A 21,116-nucleotide genomic window follows, 5' to 3' on the forward strand; every position below is an offset into this window, starting at 1 on the left:
GTCGGATAGCCCAGAATCAGGGAACCACATCGAGGAACCATTATGAATGTTGGCGATGCCGCGGCGCGGTCCGGCCTGCCGGCCAAGACCATCCGCTACTATGAAGAGATCGGCCTGATCGCGCCGGCGCGCGCCGGCAATGGCTATCGCGATTATTCCGGCGACGACATCCACCGGCTGGCCTTTCTGCGGCGTGCCCGCAACCTGGGCTTTTCAATCGACGATTGCCGCCAGTTGATGGCGCTCTACCGCGATCGCAGCCGCGCCAGCCACGACGTGCGCGAGATCGCCGCCGCCCATGTCAGCGCCATCGAGGAGAAGGTGCGCGAGCTGCAGTCGATGCGCGCGACGCTGCAGAAGCTGATCCACGCCTGCCATGGTGATGACCGGCCGGACTGCCCGATTTTGGATGATATTGCGGGAATGGCGTTAGGAGACGGGCCGGCTTCGGCCACGGTTTGAAAGGCTGCGCTGGAATGGACTGGCGCCGACGCGCACGAAATCCTCCAAAGGTCTAACATCTCATTTGGCTAAAATACGGAACGTCCAATGGACAAGACCGGAACCAAAGCGGTTACATCAGACCTTCGTCCCTCACGGCGCAAGACTTTAGTCCTGCCGTCTTGTTAGATAAGAACGGAAGGTGACTGGCACGACATAGGGCCGCCCCGGATCAATACCAGACTGCACCCAGACGAATATGGTGCGATCGCGTAAGGCGAAGGGATCGGGCCGTCCGGTGCCACTTCCATGACGAAAGGGAAGACCCAGCGCGAAACGTTCGAGGAGGCCGCTCGCAACCTCGAAACCGACCAGTCAGAGGAAGCCTTGACTGCAACTTGAAAACGGTCGCGAAGTCGGTGCCGCCGAAAGACGACAAGCCGAAAAAAGTCAGCAACGACAGCTCGTCATCCGGTGGAACGGGACGAGGCTGGTGACCTGGCCCATCTGGACTCGAACCGGGCAAGAGCCGCATTCTCCAGTTGTGGAGCGGGGCGATGGCGCGGATGATCACCAGAGAAGAAATCGAAAAGCATCAAGCTTCCGTCCGAGCAAAGGCTGAAGCAGAAGCACTCACCGCCGGCCTGCTAGACGCGACGTTCGCTATTTATCACTACAACAATTTTCGTCGGCGGTTTGGCCCAATCCCTGAACAGCTGCCTCCGATTGATTGGAATGTCCTAAGATATCGCTTTTCGAAGAGCGAAATCGATGACGCAACTCACCTTGCGAGCGCGCTGTTCAGAAACGCCTACCAAGCCGGCGATGATATACGCGAGGGGCGACTCACATATGCGGATACAGTCGATAGGCTACGCCTCGATTATCCTGGCTTTTCCGGCAATTGCTACGAGGAGACGATCTCTCAAGGACTGTTTGAGTCGCTGTGGTAGTCGAAATAGGGTTTGTCAAATATCTAATCGCCGCTGTTAGCGTACCACAGCGAGCACTGCCGCGCCCTTCGTGAGATCCATGAGCCGTTGTTGAAGTCGATAGAGACTATCACCGACAAGAGGGCGCCGTTCATCCAGCAGAACGGGACAGGGCCGGTGAAGCCGCCAATGCGCTAGCGCACAAACCACGTCAGCCCCAGCATCAATGTGCCGAACACGACGACACAGTCGAGAATCCTCACCTGCCGGACACCAATTAGAGCCAGCCCGGTGCCAAGAAGCCCGCCAATCGTTCCCGAAAGTATTAACTGGGTCATGCTGCCTCCGACATTTGAACCGTAGCACAATGCCCATAACATGCCCAGCGCAGCCGCGCGGGAGAAGCCATCAAGCTAGCCATTCCCCTGCGGCTGGGTAGCGCCTAGCGCCTCTTGCCCTTGCCTGTCGGTTGAGAGCCGGTCTTTGACGGGCTGGCCTCTTTGAGAAGCCTCAAGGCTTCCTCGCGGGTTAGGCCGCATCTGCGGGCGTAGAAGTCCGCTTCGGCCATTCGTTCCCGGTCGATTGGTTCTTCTCGGCTCTGTTTTGCCTTCTTGCCCACCGTACGAATCATAGCACGTTCAGGGTGTTAGCCCCACATAGGGGAGGTGCCGGGCTGTCATAGCCTCAATGAAACGCACCCCCGCACGTAAAGGGGTGAAGTGACTGCTACTGATTTCGCGCGAGGAGCGCGCGATTTTCCTCAGACTGTCGCTCGACGCGATTTGCTGCCTCAGGCCCTCCATCGCATGCTTGGGACACCCATTGCTTCATTTCGTCAGTAAGAGCCCCAACCTCGGGTGTTCGGCCTGGATCGAGGAGAGCAGTAGTGAGATCAATGTCGACGGCGACCTTGAATTCGGCGCTGCCCGCTTCTGCCCCAAGCACTACCAGTCGGGTTTGTCGACGATTTGGTCCGTAAACGATGAGGTAGGTCTCAGTCTGATCAAGGGCGTTCTTCAAGATTAGCTCTGCAGCTCCGTCATGTGTATCCGGGCACCGAAATTCGATTGGGTATAGCAGCTGCTTGTCAAAGGGTTTTTCTTCTGAAGCAGAGGGGGGTGTCGTGGCGACCGACAGGAGACCCGCGAGCGACACCCGCTGCAATACTGCATAAACCTGTCTAGTCATGCCCATAAGGCCATGCCCCATATCCACCCCACGGGACATTCCTACCTTTGGCTGGGTCCGTCAAATATATAATCCCCTTCCAAAAACAGGTTCAAACCGTGAACAAAATCTGGCATGGTGGCTGCCATGCCTCTCATTTCGCCGATTCCCCTCAATCCCCTGATCGACGGCCGCCAGTCGGAACGCGCCATGCTGGTGCGGCGTGGCGTGCAGCGGCTGTTGATGCAGATGGGCATGCATGTGCTGCCTGAACTGTCGCTGGCCACAGGCCGGCGCGCCGATCTGGTGGCGCTGACCCGGCAGGGCGACATCTGGATCATCGAGATCAAATCCTCGATCGAGGATTTTCGCGTCGACCGCAAATGGCCGGATTACCGGCTGCATTCCGACCGCTTCTTCTTCGCCACCCATCCCGGTGTGCCCTCGGAGATTTTTCCCGAGGAATGCGGGTTCATCCTTTCCGACGGCTACGGCGCCGAGATCCTGCGCGATGCGCCTGAGCACCGCATGGCGGCGGCGACGCGCAAGGCGCTGATGTTGCGCATTGCGCGGGCGGGTGCAGCGCGGCTGCTGGCGGCGGAGCTTGCCGGGGTGGCTGTACCGGCGCTCGAGGGCGAGAGCGAATAGGTTCGCCGCCGTGGTGACAGGTCGGGCGCGCCGGCATCCCGACGCGGGCTTCCGACCGGCCGGCGCTATTCAACCTTGATGTTTATGACAGCGTTGGATGCACGCCCGAAGTAGGTATGGACGGCCAAGGTCACCTTGTCCCAGCCTTTGAACCCAGGATTCGATCTGTACAAAACTTTGATGCCGTCGACCTTCCGAGAATTACAACTCGAGCGCTGATCTTTCTTCGAATAATGCGAATAGGTCTTCCCGTATACGATCCTCAATCTTCCATGGCTCGGGCCCGAGGTTGCCCTGAGATCATCCTTACCCGCTTTCGAACAGTCCGGGTTTAGAGTCGAGCCTCCGAAAAGAAAAATCTCCTGCCCAGCCAATGTGGTTTTTTCATAAGTTCGCGTCATCCCGGCCGCTGCCGGACTGACCGCGAACCCCAGAAGCACAAACATCGCTATGACACTTGTTGTGCGGAAGATCATTTTTGCTACCCCATACCCGAGTGAACCCCCTTCGATGATTTTAAGACCATTTCGAGCACGTCACCACTCTTGGAGATGTTCCTTTTGATCAATTCGAAGTCATCAGAATGGAAAATTTTCGACCTCGCACCGATGATTTCCGCCTGCCCGCGCTGTCCTGATCAGTAGGCGCGTCTGGATGGTCCGGCGGCCGGAAAGAGAGGTAGTCCATGGGATCGTTGCAAGGTCAGAATGTCGTCGTCATCGGAGGCAGCCGGGGCGTCGGCCGCTCGATCGTGCAGGCCGCGCTTGGCGAGGGCGCGACAGTGCTCGCCGTTGCCCGCGGTGCAGCCGCGCTGAAGGAACTCTCCTGGGAGACATCGGGTGTGAAGACGCTTGCGGTCGACGCCACCGACGAGACCGCACCCGATGCGGTTTTCGCCGCGCTCGAGCCTAACGTGCTGGTGATCTGCGCCGGCGCCCTTGCGCCGTCCGCGCCCGTCCAGGATCAGAGCTGGGAGGACTTCTCGGTGAACTGGGAAATGGACGTCAAGGCGTCGTTCCTGTTCTGCAAGGCCGCACTCCAGGGCCGGTTGAAGCCGGGGAGCCGGGTTGTGCTGATCTCCAGCGGCGCAGCCTTCAGCGGCGGACCTCCGTTCTCCGGCGGGTATGCAGGCGCAAAACGCATGCAGATGTTCCTGGCCGGTCATTGCCAAAAGGAATCGGATCGGCTTGGACTGGACCTGCGCTTTATGGCGCTCGCACCGGCTCGCATCATGCCAGGGACCGGCATAGGCGATGCCGGGCTCGATGGCTTTGCGGCCTATCTGGGCATCCGGCCTGCAGACGTCCTTGCCAGCATGACCGACTTGCAGACGCCGGCCGATGTCGGCCGCGCGGTGGTCGCGCTCGCCACCGGCAAATCGGAAGGCAGTTCCTTCACCGTCAGCGGCAGCGGACTTGCGGCGGCGGCGTGAGGCGCTCAGGATGCAAGGCGATTTCAGCACCGCAGGCTTGCTATGACAGATGCTCCTGGCCCCGTTGAGCCACTGGGCCGGCCGATCCTCGATCGGTCGGCCTTCGAGCGTCTCACGGCGGCCCACCGCCGCGAACTCAAACTCCATTGCTATCGGATGATGGGCTCGCTGCATGAGGCGGACGACCTTGTCCAGGACACTTTTCTGAGGGCGTGGCGCGGCAGGTCGCAATACGATGGGCGAGGCTCGGTGCGCGGCTGGCTCTATACGATCGCCACCAACAACTGCCTCAACGCCATCAAGGCGCGGTCGACGGCGCATCGCCTCCTCCAGCAGCCCGGACGACCGGAGAGCGCCGGGCGGGCCACTGGCGGGCCCGCCGCCGAGTTAACCTGGCTGGAGCCGTACCCGGACACGGAGCTTCCGGACCTCGTTGACGACGAGCCCGGGCCGGAAGCGCGCTACGAAGCTCGCGAGGCGGTGCAACTCGCCTTCGTGGCGGCGATCCAGCTTCTGCCCGCCAGGCAGCGGGCCATTCTGCTTTTGTGCGATGTGCTCGGATGGTCGGCTGTCGAGACGGCGCAATTGCTGGGCGGCTCGACCGCTTCGATCAACAGCGCCTTGCAGCGGGCGCGCGCAACGCTGGGCGAGCGATATCCTCAGGGGCGGCCGCAGCAGCGGTCGCGGCCCAACCGGCAAGAGGCCGTGCTGCTCGAACGCTACATGCAGGCCTGGCAGGCGGCCAGGCTCGACAGCCTTATCGAGCTCTTGAAGGAGGACGCCACCTACCACATGCCACCATGGCAGGAATGGTACCGGGGACGCGAGGCGATCCATGCTTTCCTGGCGACCGTCTGGGGCAATTTTTCGGGCTACCGCACGGTCGCCATCGGAGCCAACGCCCAACCCGCGGTCGGCGTCTACGCATGCAGCCATCAGGACCTTGTATGGCGACCGCATTCGCTGCATGTCATCGAAGCTGCGGACGGCAAAATCGCCTCGCTGACGATCTACGTGCCGCCGCTCGGACCCGACCTGTTTGCGGCTTTCGGCCTGCCGCCAATCTAGTCTTCTTCCTCAATCTCCTCCGCGGCCGGCGCCATCAGCAGCACGGCGGCACCGAGCAGCGCAGCGATCAGCGAGCCCGCGAGGATGCCGACCTTGACCGCGTCCTGCAGCGCCACGTCGCTGGCGAAGGCGAGCAGGCCGATGAACAGGCTCATAGTGAAGCCGATGCCGCAGAGCAGCGAAATGCCGGCCATGTGCAGCCAGCCGGCATTGACCGGCAGGTCGGCAAAGCCGAGCCGGATCGCCAGTGCGGACGAGCCGAACACGCCGACCAATTTGCCCAGCACCAGGCCGGCGGCGACGCCGAGCGTCAAAGGCTCGACCAAAGCAGCGGCGCTGAGACCGGCCAGCGACACGCCGGCATTGGCAAAGCCGAAAATCGGGATGACGAAGAAGGGCACAATTTTGTGCAGGCCGTGTTCGAGCCGGTGCAGCGGCGAATGGTCGAGATCGTGGCCGCTGCCGGGAGAGACCTTGAGCGGGATGGTCAGCGCCAGCGCCACGCCGGCCAGGGTCGCATGCACGCCGGATTTCAGCACCAGCACCCACAGCACGGCGCCGAGCACGAGGTAGGGCGCCAGCGTCGTCACCCGCATGCGGTTCAGCACGATGAGCACCGCGATGACGGCAAAGGCGGCGCCGAGATAGGCCAGCGACAGCCCGCTTGTGTAGAAGATGGCGATGATGATGACGGCGCCGAGATCGTCGATGATGGCGAGCGCGGTGAGGAAAATCTTCAGCGATGCCGGCACGCGGTTGCCGAGCAGTGACAGCACGCCGAGCGCAAAGGCGATGTCGGTGGCGGTCGGGATCGCCCAGCCGGAGAGCGCGGCCGGATTGTTGCGGTTGATGGCGACATAGACCAGCGCCGGCACCAGCATGCCGCCGGCGGCGGCGACGCCCGGCAGCACGCGGCGCGGCCAGGTCGAGAGCTGGCCGTCGAGCATCTCGCGCTTGATCTCGAGGCCGACCAGCAGGAAGAACACCGCCATCAGTCCGTCATTGATCCAGTGCGAGAGACTGAGCGGGCCGAGATAGGCGTGGAGAGCGGCGAAATAGGTTTCGGCCATCGGCGAATTGGCGACGATCAGCGCGAGCGCTGCCGCCACCATCAGGATGATGCCGCCCGCCGCCTCGCCATCGAGGAATTCGCGAAGGATCGATTTCGGCCGCTCGTCGCGCATGCTTCCTCCGTTACCGGGCTGGTCCTCCAGCGTTGTTTGCGATGATGCGCAAAGCTCGATGGCTGGGCAAGCGTCTCACTTGCCAAGCGCCGGCGCTGCCCTTCACCTGCCTGCCGGAATCCTCTCCCCGTAAACGGGGCGAGGGGCGCTGTCATCGACGGTCTCGCCACTCGCCGGCGTTGCGGCCAGCTTCTTTCTCCCCGTTCACGGGAGAAATGCCCGGCAGGGCAATGAGGGGCGGTGCTAACCTCGACGATTGGCCTGCGCTATTGGTGCCTTAACGCGGTGCGCGCTTGGCCAGTATCCGCTGCAGCGTGCGGCGGTGCATGTTCAGCCGGCGTGCGGTTTCGGAGACGTTGCGGTCGCACATTTCGTAGACGCGCTGGATGTGTTCCCAGCGCACGCGGTCGGCCGACATCGGGTTTTCGGGCGGGGCGGCGCGTTCGCCAGCGGTGCGGGTAAGTGCTGCAAACACATCATCGGCATCGGCGGGTTTCGACAGATAGTCGATGGCGCCGAGCTTCACCGCCGTCACCGCAGTGGCGATGTTGCCATAGCCGGTGAGGATGACCGTGCGGGCATCGTCGCGCTTCTCGCGGATGGCGGCGACGACGTCGAGGCCATTGCCGTCGCCAAGCCGCATGTCGACCACCGCATAGGCCGGCGGATGGGCGCGCGCCTTGGCCACCGCCTCCTCGACGCTCTCGGCCGTCTCGACCACGAAACCCCTGGTTTCCATGGCCCGCGCCAGCCGCGTCAGGAACGGCTTGTCGTCGTCGACGATCAGCAGCGAGGTATCCTCGCCTTCAACCATTGCGCCTATTGCTTCTTCGCCAGTCATCGTCTTTCAAAAATCCTGCTGCCTTAATTTTACGCAGATATAGTTCCTGAACGCCATTGTCCAATTTTGCCGGTCTCAGCCAGTGCATGACCCCGAAAATCGTAGTCGATTTTCAGAAAGGATCATGCGCCAAATCAAAATGCTTCAGGCGGTGTCGAACATCGAGGTTCCCACCGATTCCGGGTTGAGGAAGACGGTGCGCGGCCACGATATCTGTACGATGGCGCCCTCGCCCAACCCGCTCGAATTGCGGAAATCGAGTGTGGCACCGGAGCGTTCGAGCAAGGTTTTGGCGATGAAGAGCCCGAGACCCAGGCCGCCGCCAGCTTCGTTGCCCTGGCGCGTCGACATATAGGGCTCGCCGATGCGATCGATGATTTCGGGCGGAAAGCCCGGCCCGTCGTCGATGATCGAGAAGGTGACGTCGAGCTCGTCCCAGCTCCAGCGTACGGTGACGGTCTTGCGGGCGAAGTCGACCGCGTTCTCGACCAGATTGCCGAGGCCATAGATGACGCCGGGGTTGCGCCGTCCCACGGGTTCGGGGCCGATGCGCTCGCCCGGCCGCAGCTTGATCGAGATGCCGAAATCGCGGTGCGGCGCCGTCACCTCCTCGACCAGCGAGGTCAGCGGCAGCCGCGACAGATGCGCCTCACCCTCGGAGGACAGGCTGGTCAGCCGCTTCAGGATCTCGCGGCAGCGCTCGCTCTGCGACCGCAGCAGCTTGACGTCCTCTGCGTATTTCGGGTCGTCGCCCAGCGCCTTTTCCATCTCCTTGGAGACAAGGGCGATGGTGGCGAGCGGCGTGCCGAGCTCGTGTGCTGCGGCGGCAGCCAAGCCATCCAGCGCCGACAGATGCTGCTCGCGCTGCAGCACCAGTTCGGTGGCGGCAAGCGCGTTGGCGAGCAGGCGGGCTTCCTCGGCGACGCGGAAGGCGTAGATGGCGGTGAAGGCGATCGAGGAAAACACCGCCATCCATATGCCGGCGACATAGATGAACGGCATGGGCAGTGGCGCGCCCTCGTACCAGGGCAGCGGCAGATGGAAGAACACCAGCAAGCTTGCCCCCACGATCACCAGCCCGCCAAGAATGGCTGTGAGACGCAGTGGCAACGATGTCGCCGAAACGACCACAGGCACGGTCATCAGCAGCGAAAACGGATTGGTGAGACCGCCGGTCATGTAGAGCAGGCCGGCAAGCTGCAGGCTGTCGAAGGTCAGGATGAAGAAGGCCGGGAACGGGGTCAGCCGGTGCGCTGCCGGATAGCGGAAGGTCAGCACCAGGTTGAGCCAGGCCGAGCAGGCGATCAGCGCAAAGCAGAGGCTGACCGGCAGCGGAAACTTCAGCCCATAGGCGACGACCAGCACGGTCAGGCTCTGGCCGACAATGGCCAGCCAGCGCAGCCGGATCAGCGTGTTGAGGCGCAGCCGCTGGCTTTGCTGGAAGTCTGGCGCGTGCAGAATTTTGATCATGGCCAAGGATTATAGCCGGGAAAGGACGAGCGCTAGGTCCCGCGCGGTTTTGCCCGCGCTGTAGGGGCGGTAAGCAGCGGATTTTCCGGCCAGACATGGCGGGGATAGCGGCCGCGCATGTCGGTGCGCACATCGGCCCAGGAGCCGCGCCAGAAGCCGGGCAGGTCGCGCGTCGTCTGGATCGGCCGGTGTGCCGGCGACAACAGCTCCAGCGTCAGCGGCACTGTGCCGTTGGCGATAGCGGGATGGCGGTCGAGGCCGAACAGCTCCTGCACGCGGATCGCCAGCACCGGCCATTCGCCGTCATAACGGATCGGCACATGGCTGCCGGACGGCGCATCGAAATGGGTCGGCGCCAGTGCGCCGATCTTGCGCTGCAATTCATGCGGCACCAGCGCCATCAGGCCCGAAGACAGTGCCCCCGGGTCGATCGCGGCGAAGGATGCCTTGCCTGAGAGGAACGGCAGCAGCCAGTCGTCGAGGCGTTCGATGAGGGCCGCGTCCGAAACATCGGGCCAAGGAGCCCCAAGGCCGCGATGCAGCCAGCCCAGGCGCTGGCGCAGCGTCTCGCCGTCCTTGCCCCATTCCAGCAGCGAGAGCCCGTGTTCGCGCAAGGCATCCAGGATGGCGCGGTCGGCGTCAGTGCCGGAGGGTGCGGGCAGCATGCGCTCCGACAGAGTGATGGCGCCGAGCCTGGCGGTCTCGCGCACGCGCACCGCGCGCCGCTCGCGGTCAAAGTTCGTCTCGCGGCGGGTTTCGATCCTGTCGGATAGGGCGGCGCGGATGTCGGCCTCGTCGACCGCGGCCGCCGCGGTGATGCGGGCGTTTTGCGCCTTGCCCTGCAGATCGGCGACGACCAGCCAGCTCTCGCCGGCCAACGGATCGGCGGCGTCGAGCATGGCGCCGGAGCCGTTGGCGAGCACGAAACGCCCACGCTCGCCGCGCGCTTTGGCGACGCGGTCCGGCCAGGCGTGGATGAGGAGAGCGCCGGCGGTGCTACCCTCCCCCTTGAGGGGAGGGTCGATCCGCTTAGCGGATCGGGGTGGGGTCGGTTCGGGCACGCCACCGGCGACCCCACCCCGTCGATCCTGCTGAGCGTTGCTCAGCGTGATCGCCGACCCTCCCCTCGAGGGGGAGGGTTTCGCCAACCTTTCAGCCAATTGCCTTGCGGCAATCGCGCGCGGCGATTTCTCGCTGCGAAAGCGCGTCAGCCGCCGTTCGAGGTCGGCGCCGTCGCCGCCGAGACCGCGCTCGGTGAGCAGCACGGCCAGCATCGCCGCCTCCAGCGCGTGGCCGCTGTTAGCGGCTTCGGCGACCATGTGCGCCAGCCGCACCGGCAGCGCCAGCTTGCGCATCGCGCCGCCCTGTTCCGTCAACCGGCCGGCGTCATCAATGGCGTGCAGCGCGCCGAGCAGCGTTCGCGCCTCGTTGAGCGCCGGCGTAGGCGGCGGATCGAGGAAGGACAGGCTCGCCGGATCGGCGACACCGAAGGCGGCGCAATCGAGCAGCAGTCCGGACAGATCGGCCTCAAGGATCTCGGGCGGGGTGAAAGCGGGCAGTGCCGCCGTCTGCTCGCCCCGCCACAGCCGGATGGCGACACCTGGCTGCGTGCGCCCGGCGCGGCCGGCGCGCTGGTCGGCCGATGCCCTGGAAACACGCACCGTCTCGAGCCGCGTCAGGCCGCTTGCCGGCTCATAGCGCGGCAGCCGCGACAGGCCGGAATCGATGACGACGCGCACGCCGTCAATGGTGATCGATGTCTCGGCGATCGAGGTCGCCAGCACCACCTTGCGGCGGCCGGGCGGCGCCGGCTTGATGGCGGCGTCCTGCGCCCTGTTGTCGAGCTGGCCGTAGAGCGGCACGATGTCGGTGTCGGCGCCCAATCGGCCGTCGAGCCGCTCGGCGGTGCGCTCGATCTCGCGCTGCCCCGGCAGGAAGGCGAGCACGCTGCCGCTCTCCTCGGCCAGCGTCGAACGGATCGCCTTGGCCATGGCGTCTTCGATCGGGATGCCGGCCGGCCGCTCGTCGTAACGGATATCGACGGGAAAGGCGCGGCCCTCGCTTTCGATCACCGGCGCGCCGGACAAAAGTTTCGCAACGCGCGCGCCGTCGAGCGTCGCCGACATCACCAGCAACCGCAGGTCGGGCCGCAAGGCCCCTTGCACATCGAGCGCCAGCGCGAGGCCGAAATCGCCGTCGAGCGAACGCTCGTGGAATTCGTCGAAAATGACAGCCGAAACGCCGGGCAGTTCCGGGTCGTCGAGGATCATGCGCGCCAGCACGCCTTCGGTCACGACCAGGATTTTGGTCCGCACCGAGGTGCGGTTCTCCATGCGCATGGCATAACCGACGGTGGCGCCGGGCTCCTCGCCGAGCAATTCGGCCATGCGGCGGGCAGCGGCACGGGCGGCGAGCCGGCGCGGTTCGAGCAGGATGATCTTGCCGGTGCCCAGCCACGACGCATCGAGCAGCGCCAGCGGCACCAGCGTCGTCTTGCCGGCGCCGGGCGGCGCTACCAGCACGGCGCTGTTGCCGGCGCCGAGCGCCTCGCTCAGCGCCGGCAGTACGGCGGACACCGGAAGCTCCGGCAAGGGTCTTGTCGTCATCGCGTCCGCATATCAGCGGTCAGTATAACCGTGCAACCGGCGCTCGCTCACAGTCTTGTCCGCGCAAGCGGATTCCAGCGCACCGTGCCCAGCCGCACTTCCTCGCGCACCATGGTGAGCAGGCCGGAAGCGCCAACCACGACGAGGCCGACCAGGGACAGCCAGTCGGGATATTCCTGGAAGAATAGCGCGCCGAGGATCACCGCCCAGACGATCTGCGAATAATGTGTCGGCGCGATGCGGTTGGCGGGCGCGTATTTGGCGGCCAGCAGCTGCAGCAACTGTCCGCAAGCGGCGAACGCGCCGGCCATCACCAGCCACAGCAACTGCATCGCGTTGGGAAGGGTAAACGATGTGGCGGCGACGCCTATGCCGTTGAACACCAGGCCATAGCCAACCAGCACGCCCAGCATGGTGGTGCGCTTCTCCTGCTGCGCCAGCGAGCGGGTCAGGATGATGTTGGAGGCGGCCAGGAAGGCAACGGCGAAGGCGGCTAGGTGGCCGAGATGCAATTCGCGAAAACCCGGCCGCACCACCAGCATGACGCCGGCAAAGCCGGCAACCACCGCCAGCCAGCGCCATGGGCCGACCTTTTCCTTGAGCACCAGCGTCGAGAGAATGGTGACGCAGAGCGGCGCCAGGAAGACCAGTGCGTAGACTTCAGCCAGCGGAATGGTGGTGAAGGCATAGACGCTGAGCAAGCCCGATGCCATGCCGGCCCAGGCGCGTGCGTGCACCGCCCATGGCCGCTTGGTACGCCAGAAACCGCGCCAGCGCTCATCGGCCGGCCGGCTGAAAAACAGGAAGCCGCCGGCAAACAGCGTCACGAAGAAGGCGATCTCGAAGACGGTGAACTGTGCGCCAAGGCTCTTGATAACGGCGTCGCTGCACGAATAGCTTGCATAGGCGATGAGGGCGAGCAGGATTCCGTTCGTCACGTGTTTCCATTTCCGGGGAGAGTTAAGTGAAGGTATTGGCGCTCGGCGCGCATCCGGACGACATCGAGATATTCATGTTCGGTACGCTGGCCGCCTATGCGGCGCAAGGCGCAGAACTCACTTTTGCCATAGCCACGGATGGCGCCAAGGGCGGCAAGGGCGACCCCAGCGTTCTGGCGCGTGTCCGCCGGGAGGAAGCGGCGGCGGCGGCGGCACTGCTCGGCGCAACCCTTCACTTTCTCGACTTTCCCGACGGCGAGTTGGTGGCCGATGCGGCGCTGATCGCTTCGCTGAAAGCGCTGATACGCGACACCGCGGCGGATCTGGTGATCACGCACGCGCCCAACGACTATCACGCCGACCACCGCGCGCTCTCGGACGGGGTGCGCATCGCCGCCTCCTTCGCCGTGCCGGTGCTGCATGCCGATACGATGGGCGGCACCGGATTTTCGCCGACGCACTATGTCGACATCTCCGCCTACCGAGATATCAAGACACAGGCGATCCGCGCGCATCGCTCGCAGCGGCCGGAACAATATGTCGACAGGGCGCGCGTTCAGAATGAATTTCGCGCCGGGCAATGCAACAGCACGCCCGGTTCCCTGGCCGAGGCTTTCCGCTTCGAGCCGACATTTCCCTTTGCCGATATTCGCGCATTGCTGCCGCCCGCGCCGCCTGTCCGGCCGGTGACGCCACAGACCAACGTTGTAATCGACGCCGGCTAAGCAACTCTCGGGCGAGCCGCCCGGCAATCATTTCCCAACGATTTCAATGCCCGTTTCGCCATGCTGCGGCGCAGCAACGATTTCGCTTGCCTTGTTTAGTAAAAATTGCATCACTAAACAAATTACTAAACATCTGCGACGCACCGCGCCGCCATGTTTAGGCCCTCGGAGGAGCGAGGGTTGAGGGGCTCTTGAAACCGCCATCCGGGCGCGTTTCGCAAATGGGAGGAAGGCATGAAATCGAGCTTGAAACTGGCGTTGGGACTGACCTCGGCGATCACCGCGTCGACAGCTGTCTCGAACGTTGCGCACGCTGAAGACCTGACGCTGTGCTGGGCCGCCTGGGACCCGGCCAACGCACTTGTCGAACTGTCCAAGGACTTTACCAAGGAAACCGGCATCGGCATGAAATTCGAGTTCGTGCCGTGGACCAACTATGCCGACCGTTTCCTCAACGAGCTCAACTCGCACGGCAAGCTCTGCGACCTGATCATCGGCGACAGCCAGTGGATCGGCGGCTCGGCCGAGAACGGCCACTACGTCAAGCTGAACGACTTCTTCGACAAGGAGAAGATCAGCATGGACGATTTCGTGCCGGCAACCGTTGTCGGCTATTCCGAATGGCCGAAGAACACGCCGAACTACTGGGCGCTGCCGGCCATGGGCGACGTCGTCGGCTGGACCTACCGCAAGGATTGGTTCTCCAAGCCGGAACTGCAGAAGGAATTCAAGGAAAAGTACGGCTGGGACCTCGGCCCGCCGACCACCTTCGACCAGTTGAAGCAGATCGCCGAATTCTTCCAGAAGCGCGAGATCGACGGCAAGACCGTCTATGGCGCCTCGATCTACACCGAGCGCGGCTCGGAAGGCATCACCATGGGCGCCATGGATGTGCTCTACAGCTTCGGCTTCCAGTATGAAAACCCGAAGAAGCCCTACGAAATGGAAGGCTACGTCAACTCCGAGAAATCGGTGAAGGGGCTGGAGTTCTACAAGGCGCTCTATGATTGCTGCACCCCGCCCGGCGCGTCGAACAGCTACATGGGCGAAGGCGTCGACGCCTTCAAATCCGGCCAGGTGGCCATGCATATGAACTTCGCCTTCACCTGGCCAGGCCTGCAGAAGGACGAGAATGTCGGCGGCGACAAGATCGGCTACTTCGTCAACCCGAAGGGTCCAGACGGCGAGCAGTTCGCCCAACTCGGCGGCCAGGGTATTTCGGTAGTTTCCTATTCCGACAAGCAGGAATCGGCGCTGAAATACATCAAGTGGTTCGCCAACAAGGACGTGCAGGCCAAGTGGTGGTCGCTCGGCGGCTACTCCTGCCTGAACGCGGTGGTGAAGGACCCGGCCTTCCCGGCCAGCCAGCCCTACGCACAGACCTTCCTCGACTCGATGGCGATCGTGAAGGACTTCTGGGCCGAGCCGAGCTACGCACCGCTGCTGCAGGCCTCGCAGAAGCGCTTCCACGACTATGTCGTCGCCGGCCAAGGCTCGGCCAAGGATGCGCTTGACGGCCTGGTCAAGGACTGGACGCAAGTGTTCCAGGACGACGGCAAGATGTAACCGGACCAACGGCTCCTCCCGAGCCAGACCGACGCGTCCCGTGCCGCCCTTGGCACGGGACGCAGTTCAGATAAATTCATGACAGAGACGACCCACGTGACCGAAGCAGGACTTACCATGCTCAATCGGACTGCGGAGAACGTTGCCCGGGCGACCCCGGAGCCGTTGGCCCGCAAGGTCCGGGGCATCAGCGACAAGGGCCTCGCCTGGCTGTTCATCTCGCCGACGATCCTTTTGCTGCTCGCCATCAACATCTTCCCGCTGTTCTGGGCGATCTATCTGTCCTTCACCAACTTCCGCGCCAACCGGCCGAACGAGGTGGTGAAGAACCTCGGCTTTGCCAATTACCAGCGCATCCTCGGCGACCAGGACATCTGGATCGCCATGCAGACAACGGCGCACTTCGTGTTCTGGACCATCCTGTTGCAGACACTGATCGGCTTCACACTGGCCTGGCTGATCGACCGAAAATTCCGCGGCCATGCCTTCTGGACGACCATCATCCTGGTGCCGATGATGCTGTCGCCGGCGGTGGTCGGCAATTTCTGGCGCTTCCTCTACGAGCCGCAGATCGGCCTGTTCGCCTACGCCATATCGTTCGTCACCCGCATCCCGCCAACCGACATCCAGATGCTGTCCAACGTGTCGCTGGCGCCGTGGTCGATCATCATCGTCGATACCTGGATGTGGACGCCCTACGTGATGCTCATCTGCCTCGCCGGGCTGCGCTCCATCCCCGAATACATCTATGAGGCGGCCGAGGTCGACCGTGCCTCCAACTGGCGGCAGTTCTGGTCGATCACGCTTCCGATGGCGCTGCCCTTCATCATGCTGGCGGTGCTGTTTCGCGGCATCGAGAACTTCAAGATGTTCGACATGGTCAATCTGTTGACCGGCGGCGGGCCAGGCTCGACCACCGAGGTCGCCTCGATCACGCTGAAACGGCAGGCTTTCGAGAGCTGGCGCACCGGCTATTCCTCGGCCTTCGCCATCATCCTGTTCGTCGCGGTGTTTGGCCTCGCCAACATCTACGTCAAGGCGCTCAACAAGGTGAAGCAGAGATGAGCCTGACCACCGCCCACTCCGTGGTCGCCCCTTCGGGAACGGCAAAAGGCATCGCCGGCACGATCATCGTTGCCTACGCGCTGATCTCGATCGTGCCGCTGTTGTGGATTTTCGCCACCAGCTTCAAGACGCCGCCGGATTCGATCGCCTATCCGCCGAAGATCGTCTTCCAGCCGAGCATCGAGGGCTATTGCAACCTGTTCACTACGCGCACCAGGCAGACGCCGGAATACATCAACTCGCTGGGGCCGGCGACCGGCTTCTGCGACGAGACGGTGCGCAAGCGCAACATGGTGATTGCCGGCCCGTCCAACTTCCTGCCGCGCTTCGTCAACTCGCTGATCATCGCCTTCGGCTCGACCTTCTGCGCCGTCTTCCTCGGCACGCTGTCGGCCTACGGTTTCTCGCGCTTCAAGGTGCCGCTGGCGGATGATCTTCTGTTCTTCATCCTGTCGACGCGCTTCATGCCGCCGATCGCGGTCGCCATTCCCATCTACCTGATGTATCGCGAGCTCGGCCTCTCCGACACCGCGCTCGGCATGATCCTGCTCTACACCGCGGTCAACGTCTCGCTGGCGGTTTGGCTGCTCAAGGGCTTCATCGACGAGATCCCGCGCGAATACGAGGAAGCGGCGATGATCGACGGCTATACTAGGCTGCAGGCCTTCTGGCGCACTGTGCTGCCACAGGCCACAACCGGCATTGCCGCGACCGCCATCTTCTGCCTGATCTTCGCCTGGAACGAATATGCCTTCGCGGCACTCTTGACGTCGGGCACCGCACAGACGGCGCCGCCCTTCATCCCGACCATCATCGGTGAAGGCGGCCAGGACTGGCCGGCGGTGGCGGCGGGCACGACGATCTTCCTGGTGCCGATCCTGGTTTTCACCATCCTGCTCCGCAAGCAGCTCTTGCGCGGCATCACCTTCGGCGCGGTGCGCAAATGAGCCTGACCCAACCCACGAAACGGAAGTCGCGCTGGCCGCGCTGGGCTCGCCGCGGCCTCCTGGAAAACATCGCGACGGCAATCATCGCCATCGGCTTCCTGATGCTGTTCCAGCCCTTCGCGCTGGCGCTCTACACCTACTCCTTTATCACCATGCTCGCCGGCACGGTGATGTTCATCATCGTCTCGAAATTTCCGGAATAGTCATGGCCGAAATCCGCGTCCAGAACCTGAGAAAGGCCTTCGGCGATTTCGTCGCCGTGCAGGATTCCAGCTTCGTCGTCGAGGACGGCGAATTCTTCGTCATGCTCGGGCCGTCGGGCTGCGGCAAGACGACCACATTGCGCATGATCGCCGGGCTCGAACTGCCGACAGGCGGCCAGATCCTGCTCGGCGGCGAGGATGTCACCATGCGGCGCGCGCGTGAGCGCGACATCGCCTTCGTCTTCCAGCTGTTCGCGCTCTACCCGCACATGAATGTGCGCAAGAACATCGGCTTCCCGCTCTTGGCGCAAGGCATGCCATCGGCCGAGATCCGCCAACGCGTCGAAGAGACGGCGAAGCTCTTGCGCATCGACCATCTGCTCAACAAATCGGTCTCGGGTCTCGCCGGCGGCGACCGCCAGCGCGTCGCTCTCGGCCGCGCCATCGTGCGGCGGCCAAAGTGTTTTCTGATGGATGAGCCGCTCGGCACACTCGACACAGAGTTCCGTGACCTCATGGTCCATGAGCTGCGCGAGCTGCACAACCGCATCCACGCCACCACCGTCTATGTCACGCACGACCAGATGGAAGCGATGTCGATGGCCGACAAGATCGCTGTCATGAACCATGGCGTCATCGAACAGTTTGGCAGCCCACGCGAAATCTACGACCGTCCGGCAACCATGTTCGTTGCCGACTTCATCGGCTCGCCGCCGATGAACTTTCTGGGCTTTGGCGGCGGGCTGGCGAAGGGGGCAAAGGAAATCGTCGTCCAGGGTGCGAAGGTGGCGGTACCGGAGGTGCGCGAGGACATCGCACCGGCCGACATGGCGCTCGGCATCAGGCCGGAACACATCCGCTTCGACGATGCCTCAAAGCTGCGCGGCGCGATCTACGGCACCGAGTATCTCGGCACCACGCAGATCGTGGCGGTGGAGACCGCGGACGGCATCATCAAGGCACGGGTGCCGGCCGAAATCCGGATCGCCGCCGGCGATCATGTCGGCCTGACCCTGAACAGCGCACGGCTGTCACTGTTCGACAAGGGATCGGGCCGCGCCGTACGCACCGCGATCCACGATACGGCCTCTCAAGGGAGAGTGCAGCATGGCTGACATACACATCAAGGGCGTGACCAAGAGCTTTGGCGACCATGCCGCCGTCAGCAATCTCGACCTCCAGATCAAGGATGGCGAGTTCGTCGTGCTGCTTGGTCCCACAGGCGCCGGCAAGACGACGACGCTGCGGTTGATCGCCGGGTTGGAGCAGCCGGACAGCGGCACGATCCATATTGGCGGGCACAATGCGACCATGCTGTCGCCGGCCGAGCGCGACACCGCCTTCGTGTTCCAGCAATATTCGCTCTATCCGCATTTGTCGGTCTACGACAACCTCGCCTTCCCGCTGCGCTCGCCGGCGCGGAAGATACCGGAAGACCAGATCCGCCGCCGCGTCGAAGAGGTGGCGAAAATGGTGCGGATCCATCACAAGCTGAACAACCGCTCGACCAAGCTGTCGGGCGGCGAAATGCAGCGCGTCGCCATCGGCCGCGCTTTGGTGCGCAAGCCGTCGATCTATCTGATGGACGAGCCGCTGTCGTCGCTCGATGCTAAGCTCCGCGCCGACCTTCGGCTCGAGCTGAAACGCATCCAGTCCGAACTCGGCGCTACCATGCTCTATGTCACCCACGACCAGATCGAGGCGATGACCATGGCCGACCGCATCGGCATCCTTGCCGATGGCGTGCTGGTGCAGATCGGTACGCCGCGGACGATCTATTCGGAGCCGGCAAACCTTCATGTCGCGGCACGGCTCGGCCAGCCGGCGATCAATCTTCTGCCGGCCGGACTGTTGCCCGATGGTGGCGCACCTGCGGGCACCAGCACGATCGGCGCACGCACCGAGCACCTGTCGATCGAGAAGGCGAAGAATGGCCATGCCGACGGTGTCGTCGACTGGGTCGAGCATCTCGGCGACCAGAACCATCTGCATGTGACGGTCGGCCCGAAGAAGCTGGTGACGCTGACCGACCCCGATACGGATCTGGCGCAAGGCGACAAAGTGGTGATCCGCTACCGGTCGCCGCTCTATTTCGGCGCCGATGGGCAAAGGCTGATGTGAGGCTTTCGGTGTCTCGCCAACGGCGCGGCACCAGCTTCTGATTGACGAATACAGGACGAATTCGATGAAGCACTTTTTCAACCGCAGGGAAACGATCGTCATCGAGGCGCTGGACGGTCTGTTGCGGACCATCGGTTCCGGCGATCTCGCGCGCCTCGATGGCTATCCCGAGATCAAGGTTGTGCTGCGCGCCGACTGGGACAAGGCAAAAGTTGCCGTCATCTCCGGCGGCGGCGCCGGGCACGAACCGTCGCATGCCGGCTTTGTCGGCAGGGGCATGCTGACGGCGGCCGTTTCGGGCGAGATTTTTGCCTCGCCAAGCGTCGAGGCCGTGCTGGCGGCGATCCGCGCGGTGACCGGCCCGGCCGGCTGCCTTCTGATCGTCAAGAACTACACCGGCGACCGGCTCAATTTCGGCCTGGCGGCCGAGAAGGCACGCGCCGAAGGCTTTCGCGTCGAGATGGCGATCGTCGCCGACGACATCGCCTTGCCTGACATCAATCAGCCACGCGGCGTCGCCGGAACCTTGTTCGTGCACAAGATATCAGGCCATCTGTCTGAGACGGGAAGCGATCTGACGTCCATCGCGACAGCGGCTCGCGCGGCGGCGAAGGACATCATTTCGCTCGGCATGTCGCTGTCGTCCTGCTCGATCCCTGGCCAGCCGCATGAAGAGCGGTTCGGCGAAAACGACGGCGAACTCGGCCTCGGCATCCATGGCGAGCCGGGCGTCGAGCGGATCGCGGTGCAAAGCGCCGACAAGCTTGTCGCGATCATGGCAGAGCGGCTTGCGGCACGGCTCGACCCGACGGCCAAGCATGCGCTGCTGATCAACAATCTCGGTTCGGTGCCGCCGCTCGAGATGTCGCTTGTCGCCAATGCGGTGCTGGCCTCGCCCTTGGCCAAGACCGTCAAACTTGCCATCGGCCCCGGCCCGCTGATGACGGCGCTCAACATGAACGGTTTCTCGCTGTCGCTGATCAAGCTCGATGCCGCGCGCGAAGCCGCCCTGCTGGCGCCGGTCGGCCCGCACGCCTGGATGCCGGCAAAGCCGGTTGCAGCGCCTGCCGTTGTGCCGATGGCGAAAGCGGCCGGAAAGGGCGCAGCCCAAAAGGCCAGCCAGGACGCCAGCACCAGGCGGCTTGTCGTCACGATCTGCGAACGGCTGATCGGGCTCGAAGAGACACTGAACGGGCTGGACGCCAAGGCGGGCGATGGCGATACCGGCTCGACGGTGGCGACCGGCGCGCGCACCGTGCTGGAAAAGCTCGATGCCCTGCCGCTGGCCGACCCGGCCGCCACGCTGGCGGCGGTGGGCGATCTCCTAGGTGTCGCCATGGGCGGCTCCTCGGGCGTGCTGCTGTCGATCTTCTTTACCGCTGCGGCCCAGGCTTCGAATTCCGGGGCGCCCCTTTCCAGGGCGCTGCTTGCCGGCCTTGACCGCATGACCTTCTACGGCGGCGCCAAGGTCGGCGACCGCACCATGGTCGATGCCCTGGAACCAGCGCTGAAAGCCCTCGACGCCAAGGGCCTGGACACTGCGGCGACAGCGGCCCGGCATGGCGCCGAGGCCACTGCCGCCATGGAGAAGGCGAAAGCCGGACGATCCGCCTATGTCGGCACCAAATTGCAAGGCGTGGTCGACCCGGGTGCGCATGCCGTCGCCGAAGTGTTTGCGGCCGCCGCCGCGCTGTATGCAGCGGCCTGACGGTATGCTTCAGTTGTCGAATGAAATTTCTTTCGATACTGCCGGCAGGACCGA

Annotated in this window: 19 protein-coding genes; 13 read left to right on the forward strand and 6 right to left on the reverse strand. The window is 63.7% G+C overall.

Features of this window, described 5'->3' with window-relative positions:
• The first annotated feature begins 42 nt into the window (after positions 1-42).
• Together cueR and AC1DZ8_RS02410 are read left to right on the forward strand one after the other, a co-directional pair.
• A complete protein-coding gene (gene cueR, locus AC1DZ8_RS02405; protein ID WP_477300300.1) occupies positions 43-462 on the forward strand; it encodes a Cu(I)-responsive transcriptional regulator in 420 nt (139 codons plus the stop codon).
• A 536-nt stretch (positions 463-998) separates the two neighbouring features.
• Positions 999-1,394, forward strand: a complete 396-nt coding sequence (locus AC1DZ8_RS02410) for a hypothetical protein (protein WP_477300298.1) — start codon at positions 999-1,001, stop codon at positions 1,392-1,394.
• A gap of 173 nt (positions 1,395-1,567) precedes the next feature.
• Here AC1DZ8_RS02410 and AC1DZ8_RS02415 read toward each other — a convergent pair whose 3' ends face one another.
• A complete protein-coding gene (locus tag AC1DZ8_RS02415; RefSeq protein WP_477300296.1) occupies positions 1,568-1,711 on the reverse strand; it encodes a hypothetical protein in 144 nt (47 codons plus the stop codon).
• 976 nt (positions 1,712-2,687) lie between these two features.
• Here AC1DZ8_RS02415 and AC1DZ8_RS02420 point away from each other — a divergent pair.
• The 3 genes from AC1DZ8_RS02420 to AC1DZ8_RS02430 all read left to right on the forward strand — a co-directional run bounded on the left by AC1DZ8_RS02420 (position 2,688) and on the right by AC1DZ8_RS02430 (position 5,688).
• Complete coding sequence (locus tag AC1DZ8_RS02420; protein ID WP_477300295.1) at positions 2,688-3,188, forward strand: MmcB family DNA repair protein; 501 nt, start codon at positions 2,688-2,690, stop codon at positions 3,186-3,188.
• Positions 3,189-3,873: 685 nt separating this feature from the next.
• Entirely contained in the window at positions 3,874-4,620 is a 747-nt protein-coding gene (locus AC1DZ8_RS02425) for an SDR family NAD(P)-dependent oxidoreductase (protein ID WP_477300293.1), read from the forward strand.
• 42 nt (positions 4,621-4,662) lie between these two features.
• Positions 4,663-5,688, forward strand: a complete 1,026-nt coding sequence (locus tag AC1DZ8_RS02430; protein WP_477400293.1) for an RNA polymerase subunit sigma-70 — start codon at positions 4,663-4,665, stop codon at positions 5,686-5,688.
• On the opposite strand, the gene nhaA is transcribed toward AC1DZ8_RS02430, so the two are convergent.
• The 5 genes from nhaA to AC1DZ8_RS02455 form a co-directional block, all read right to left on the reverse strand.
• On the reverse strand, positions 5,685-6,872 hold the full coding sequence (gene nhaA, locus AC1DZ8_RS02435) for a Na+/H+ antiporter NhaA (RefSeq protein WP_477300289.1): 1,188 nt from the start codon (positions 6,870-6,872) through the stop codon (positions 5,685-5,687). The genes AC1DZ8_RS02430 and nhaA overlap by 4 nt on opposite strands.
• Before the next feature lie 277 nt (positions 6,873-7,149).
• The gene (locus AC1DZ8_RS02440; RefSeq protein WP_023672848.1) at positions 7,150-7,713 is read right to left on the reverse strand and encodes an ActR/PrrA/RegA family redox response regulator transcription factor; all 564 of its coding nucleotides are present in this window, start codon (positions 7,711-7,713) and stop codon (positions 7,150-7,152) included.
• A 144-nt stretch (positions 7,714-7,857) separates the two neighbouring features.
• Entirely contained in the window at positions 7,858-9,183 is a 1,326-nt protein-coding gene (locus tag AC1DZ8_RS02445) for an ActS/PrrB/RegB family redox-sensitive histidine kinase (RefSeq protein WP_477300285.1), read from the reverse strand.
• Between the two features lie 32 nt (positions 9,184-9,215).
• Positions 9,216-11,789, reverse strand: coding sequence for an ATP-dependent helicase HrpB (hrpB, locus tag AC1DZ8_RS02450; RefSeq protein ID WP_477400294.1), 2,574 nt, complete (start codon positions 11,787-11,789; stop codon positions 9,216-9,218).
• Between the two features lie 47 nt (positions 11,790-11,836).
• Positions 11,837-12,727 carry a DMT family transporter gene (locus tag AC1DZ8_RS02455; RefSeq protein ID WP_477300281.1) on the reverse strand — a complete coding sequence of 297 codons (891 nt, stop codon included), beginning with the start codon at positions 12,725-12,727 and terminating at the stop codon, positions 11,837-11,839.
• Between the two features lie 26 nt (positions 12,728-12,753).
• Here AC1DZ8_RS02455 and AC1DZ8_RS02460 point away from each other — a divergent pair, with 26 nt between their 5' ends.
• The 8 genes from AC1DZ8_RS02460 to AC1DZ8_RS02495 all read left to right on the forward strand — a co-directional run bounded on the left by AC1DZ8_RS02460 (position 12,754) and on the right by AC1DZ8_RS02495 (position 21,062).
• A complete protein-coding gene (locus tag AC1DZ8_RS02460) occupies positions 12,754-13,452 on the forward strand; it encodes a PIG-L deacetylase family protein (protein WP_477300279.1) in 699 nt (232 codons plus the stop codon).
• 234 nt (positions 13,453-13,686) lie between these two features.
• The gene (locus tag AC1DZ8_RS02465; RefSeq protein ID WP_436257837.1) at positions 13,687-15,018 is read left to right on the forward strand and encodes an ABC transporter substrate-binding protein; all 1,332 of its coding nucleotides are present in this window, start codon (positions 13,687-13,689) and stop codon (positions 15,016-15,018) included.
• Positions 15,019-15,135: 117 nt separating this feature from the next.
• Positions 15,136-16,083, forward strand: a complete 948-nt coding sequence (locus AC1DZ8_RS02470; RefSeq protein WP_031198535.1) for a carbohydrate ABC transporter permease — start codon at positions 15,136-15,138, stop codon at positions 16,081-16,083.
• On the forward strand, positions 16,080-17,030 hold the full coding sequence (locus AC1DZ8_RS02475) for a carbohydrate ABC transporter permease (RefSeq protein ID WP_112560588.1): 951 nt from the start codon (positions 16,080-16,082) through the stop codon (positions 17,028-17,030). Before AC1DZ8_RS02470 ends, AC1DZ8_RS02475 begins: the two co-directional genes overlap by 4 nt.
• Positions 17,027-17,233 (forward strand): hypothetical protein, encoded by a 207-nt coding sequence (locus AC1DZ8_RS02480; RefSeq protein WP_112560587.1) that lies wholly within the window; start codon positions 17,027-17,029, stop codon positions 17,231-17,233. The genes AC1DZ8_RS02475 and AC1DZ8_RS02480 overlap by 4 nt, the downstream gene beginning before the upstream one ends.
• Before the next feature lie 2 nt (positions 17,234-17,235).
• On the forward strand, positions 17,236-18,348 hold the full coding sequence (locus AC1DZ8_RS02485; RefSeq protein WP_477300275.1) for an ABC transporter ATP-binding protein: 1,113 nt from the start codon (positions 17,236-17,238) through the stop codon (positions 18,346-18,348).
• Positions 18,341-19,354, forward strand: coding sequence for an ABC transporter ATP-binding protein (locus tag AC1DZ8_RS02490; protein ID WP_477300273.1), 1,014 nt, complete (start codon positions 18,341-18,343; stop codon positions 19,352-19,354). Before AC1DZ8_RS02485 ends, AC1DZ8_RS02490 begins: the two co-directional genes overlap by 8 nt.
• 64 nt (positions 19,355-19,418) lie before the next feature.
• Positions 19,419-21,062 (forward strand): dihydroxyacetone kinase subunit DhaK, encoded by a 1,644-nt coding sequence (locus AC1DZ8_RS02495; RefSeq protein ID WP_477300271.1) that lies wholly within the window; start codon positions 19,419-19,421, stop codon positions 21,060-21,062.
• Positions 21,063-21,116 lie beyond the last annotated feature (54 nt).

It is taken from the genome of Mesorhizobium sp. P2_F7 (assembly GCF_056403695.1).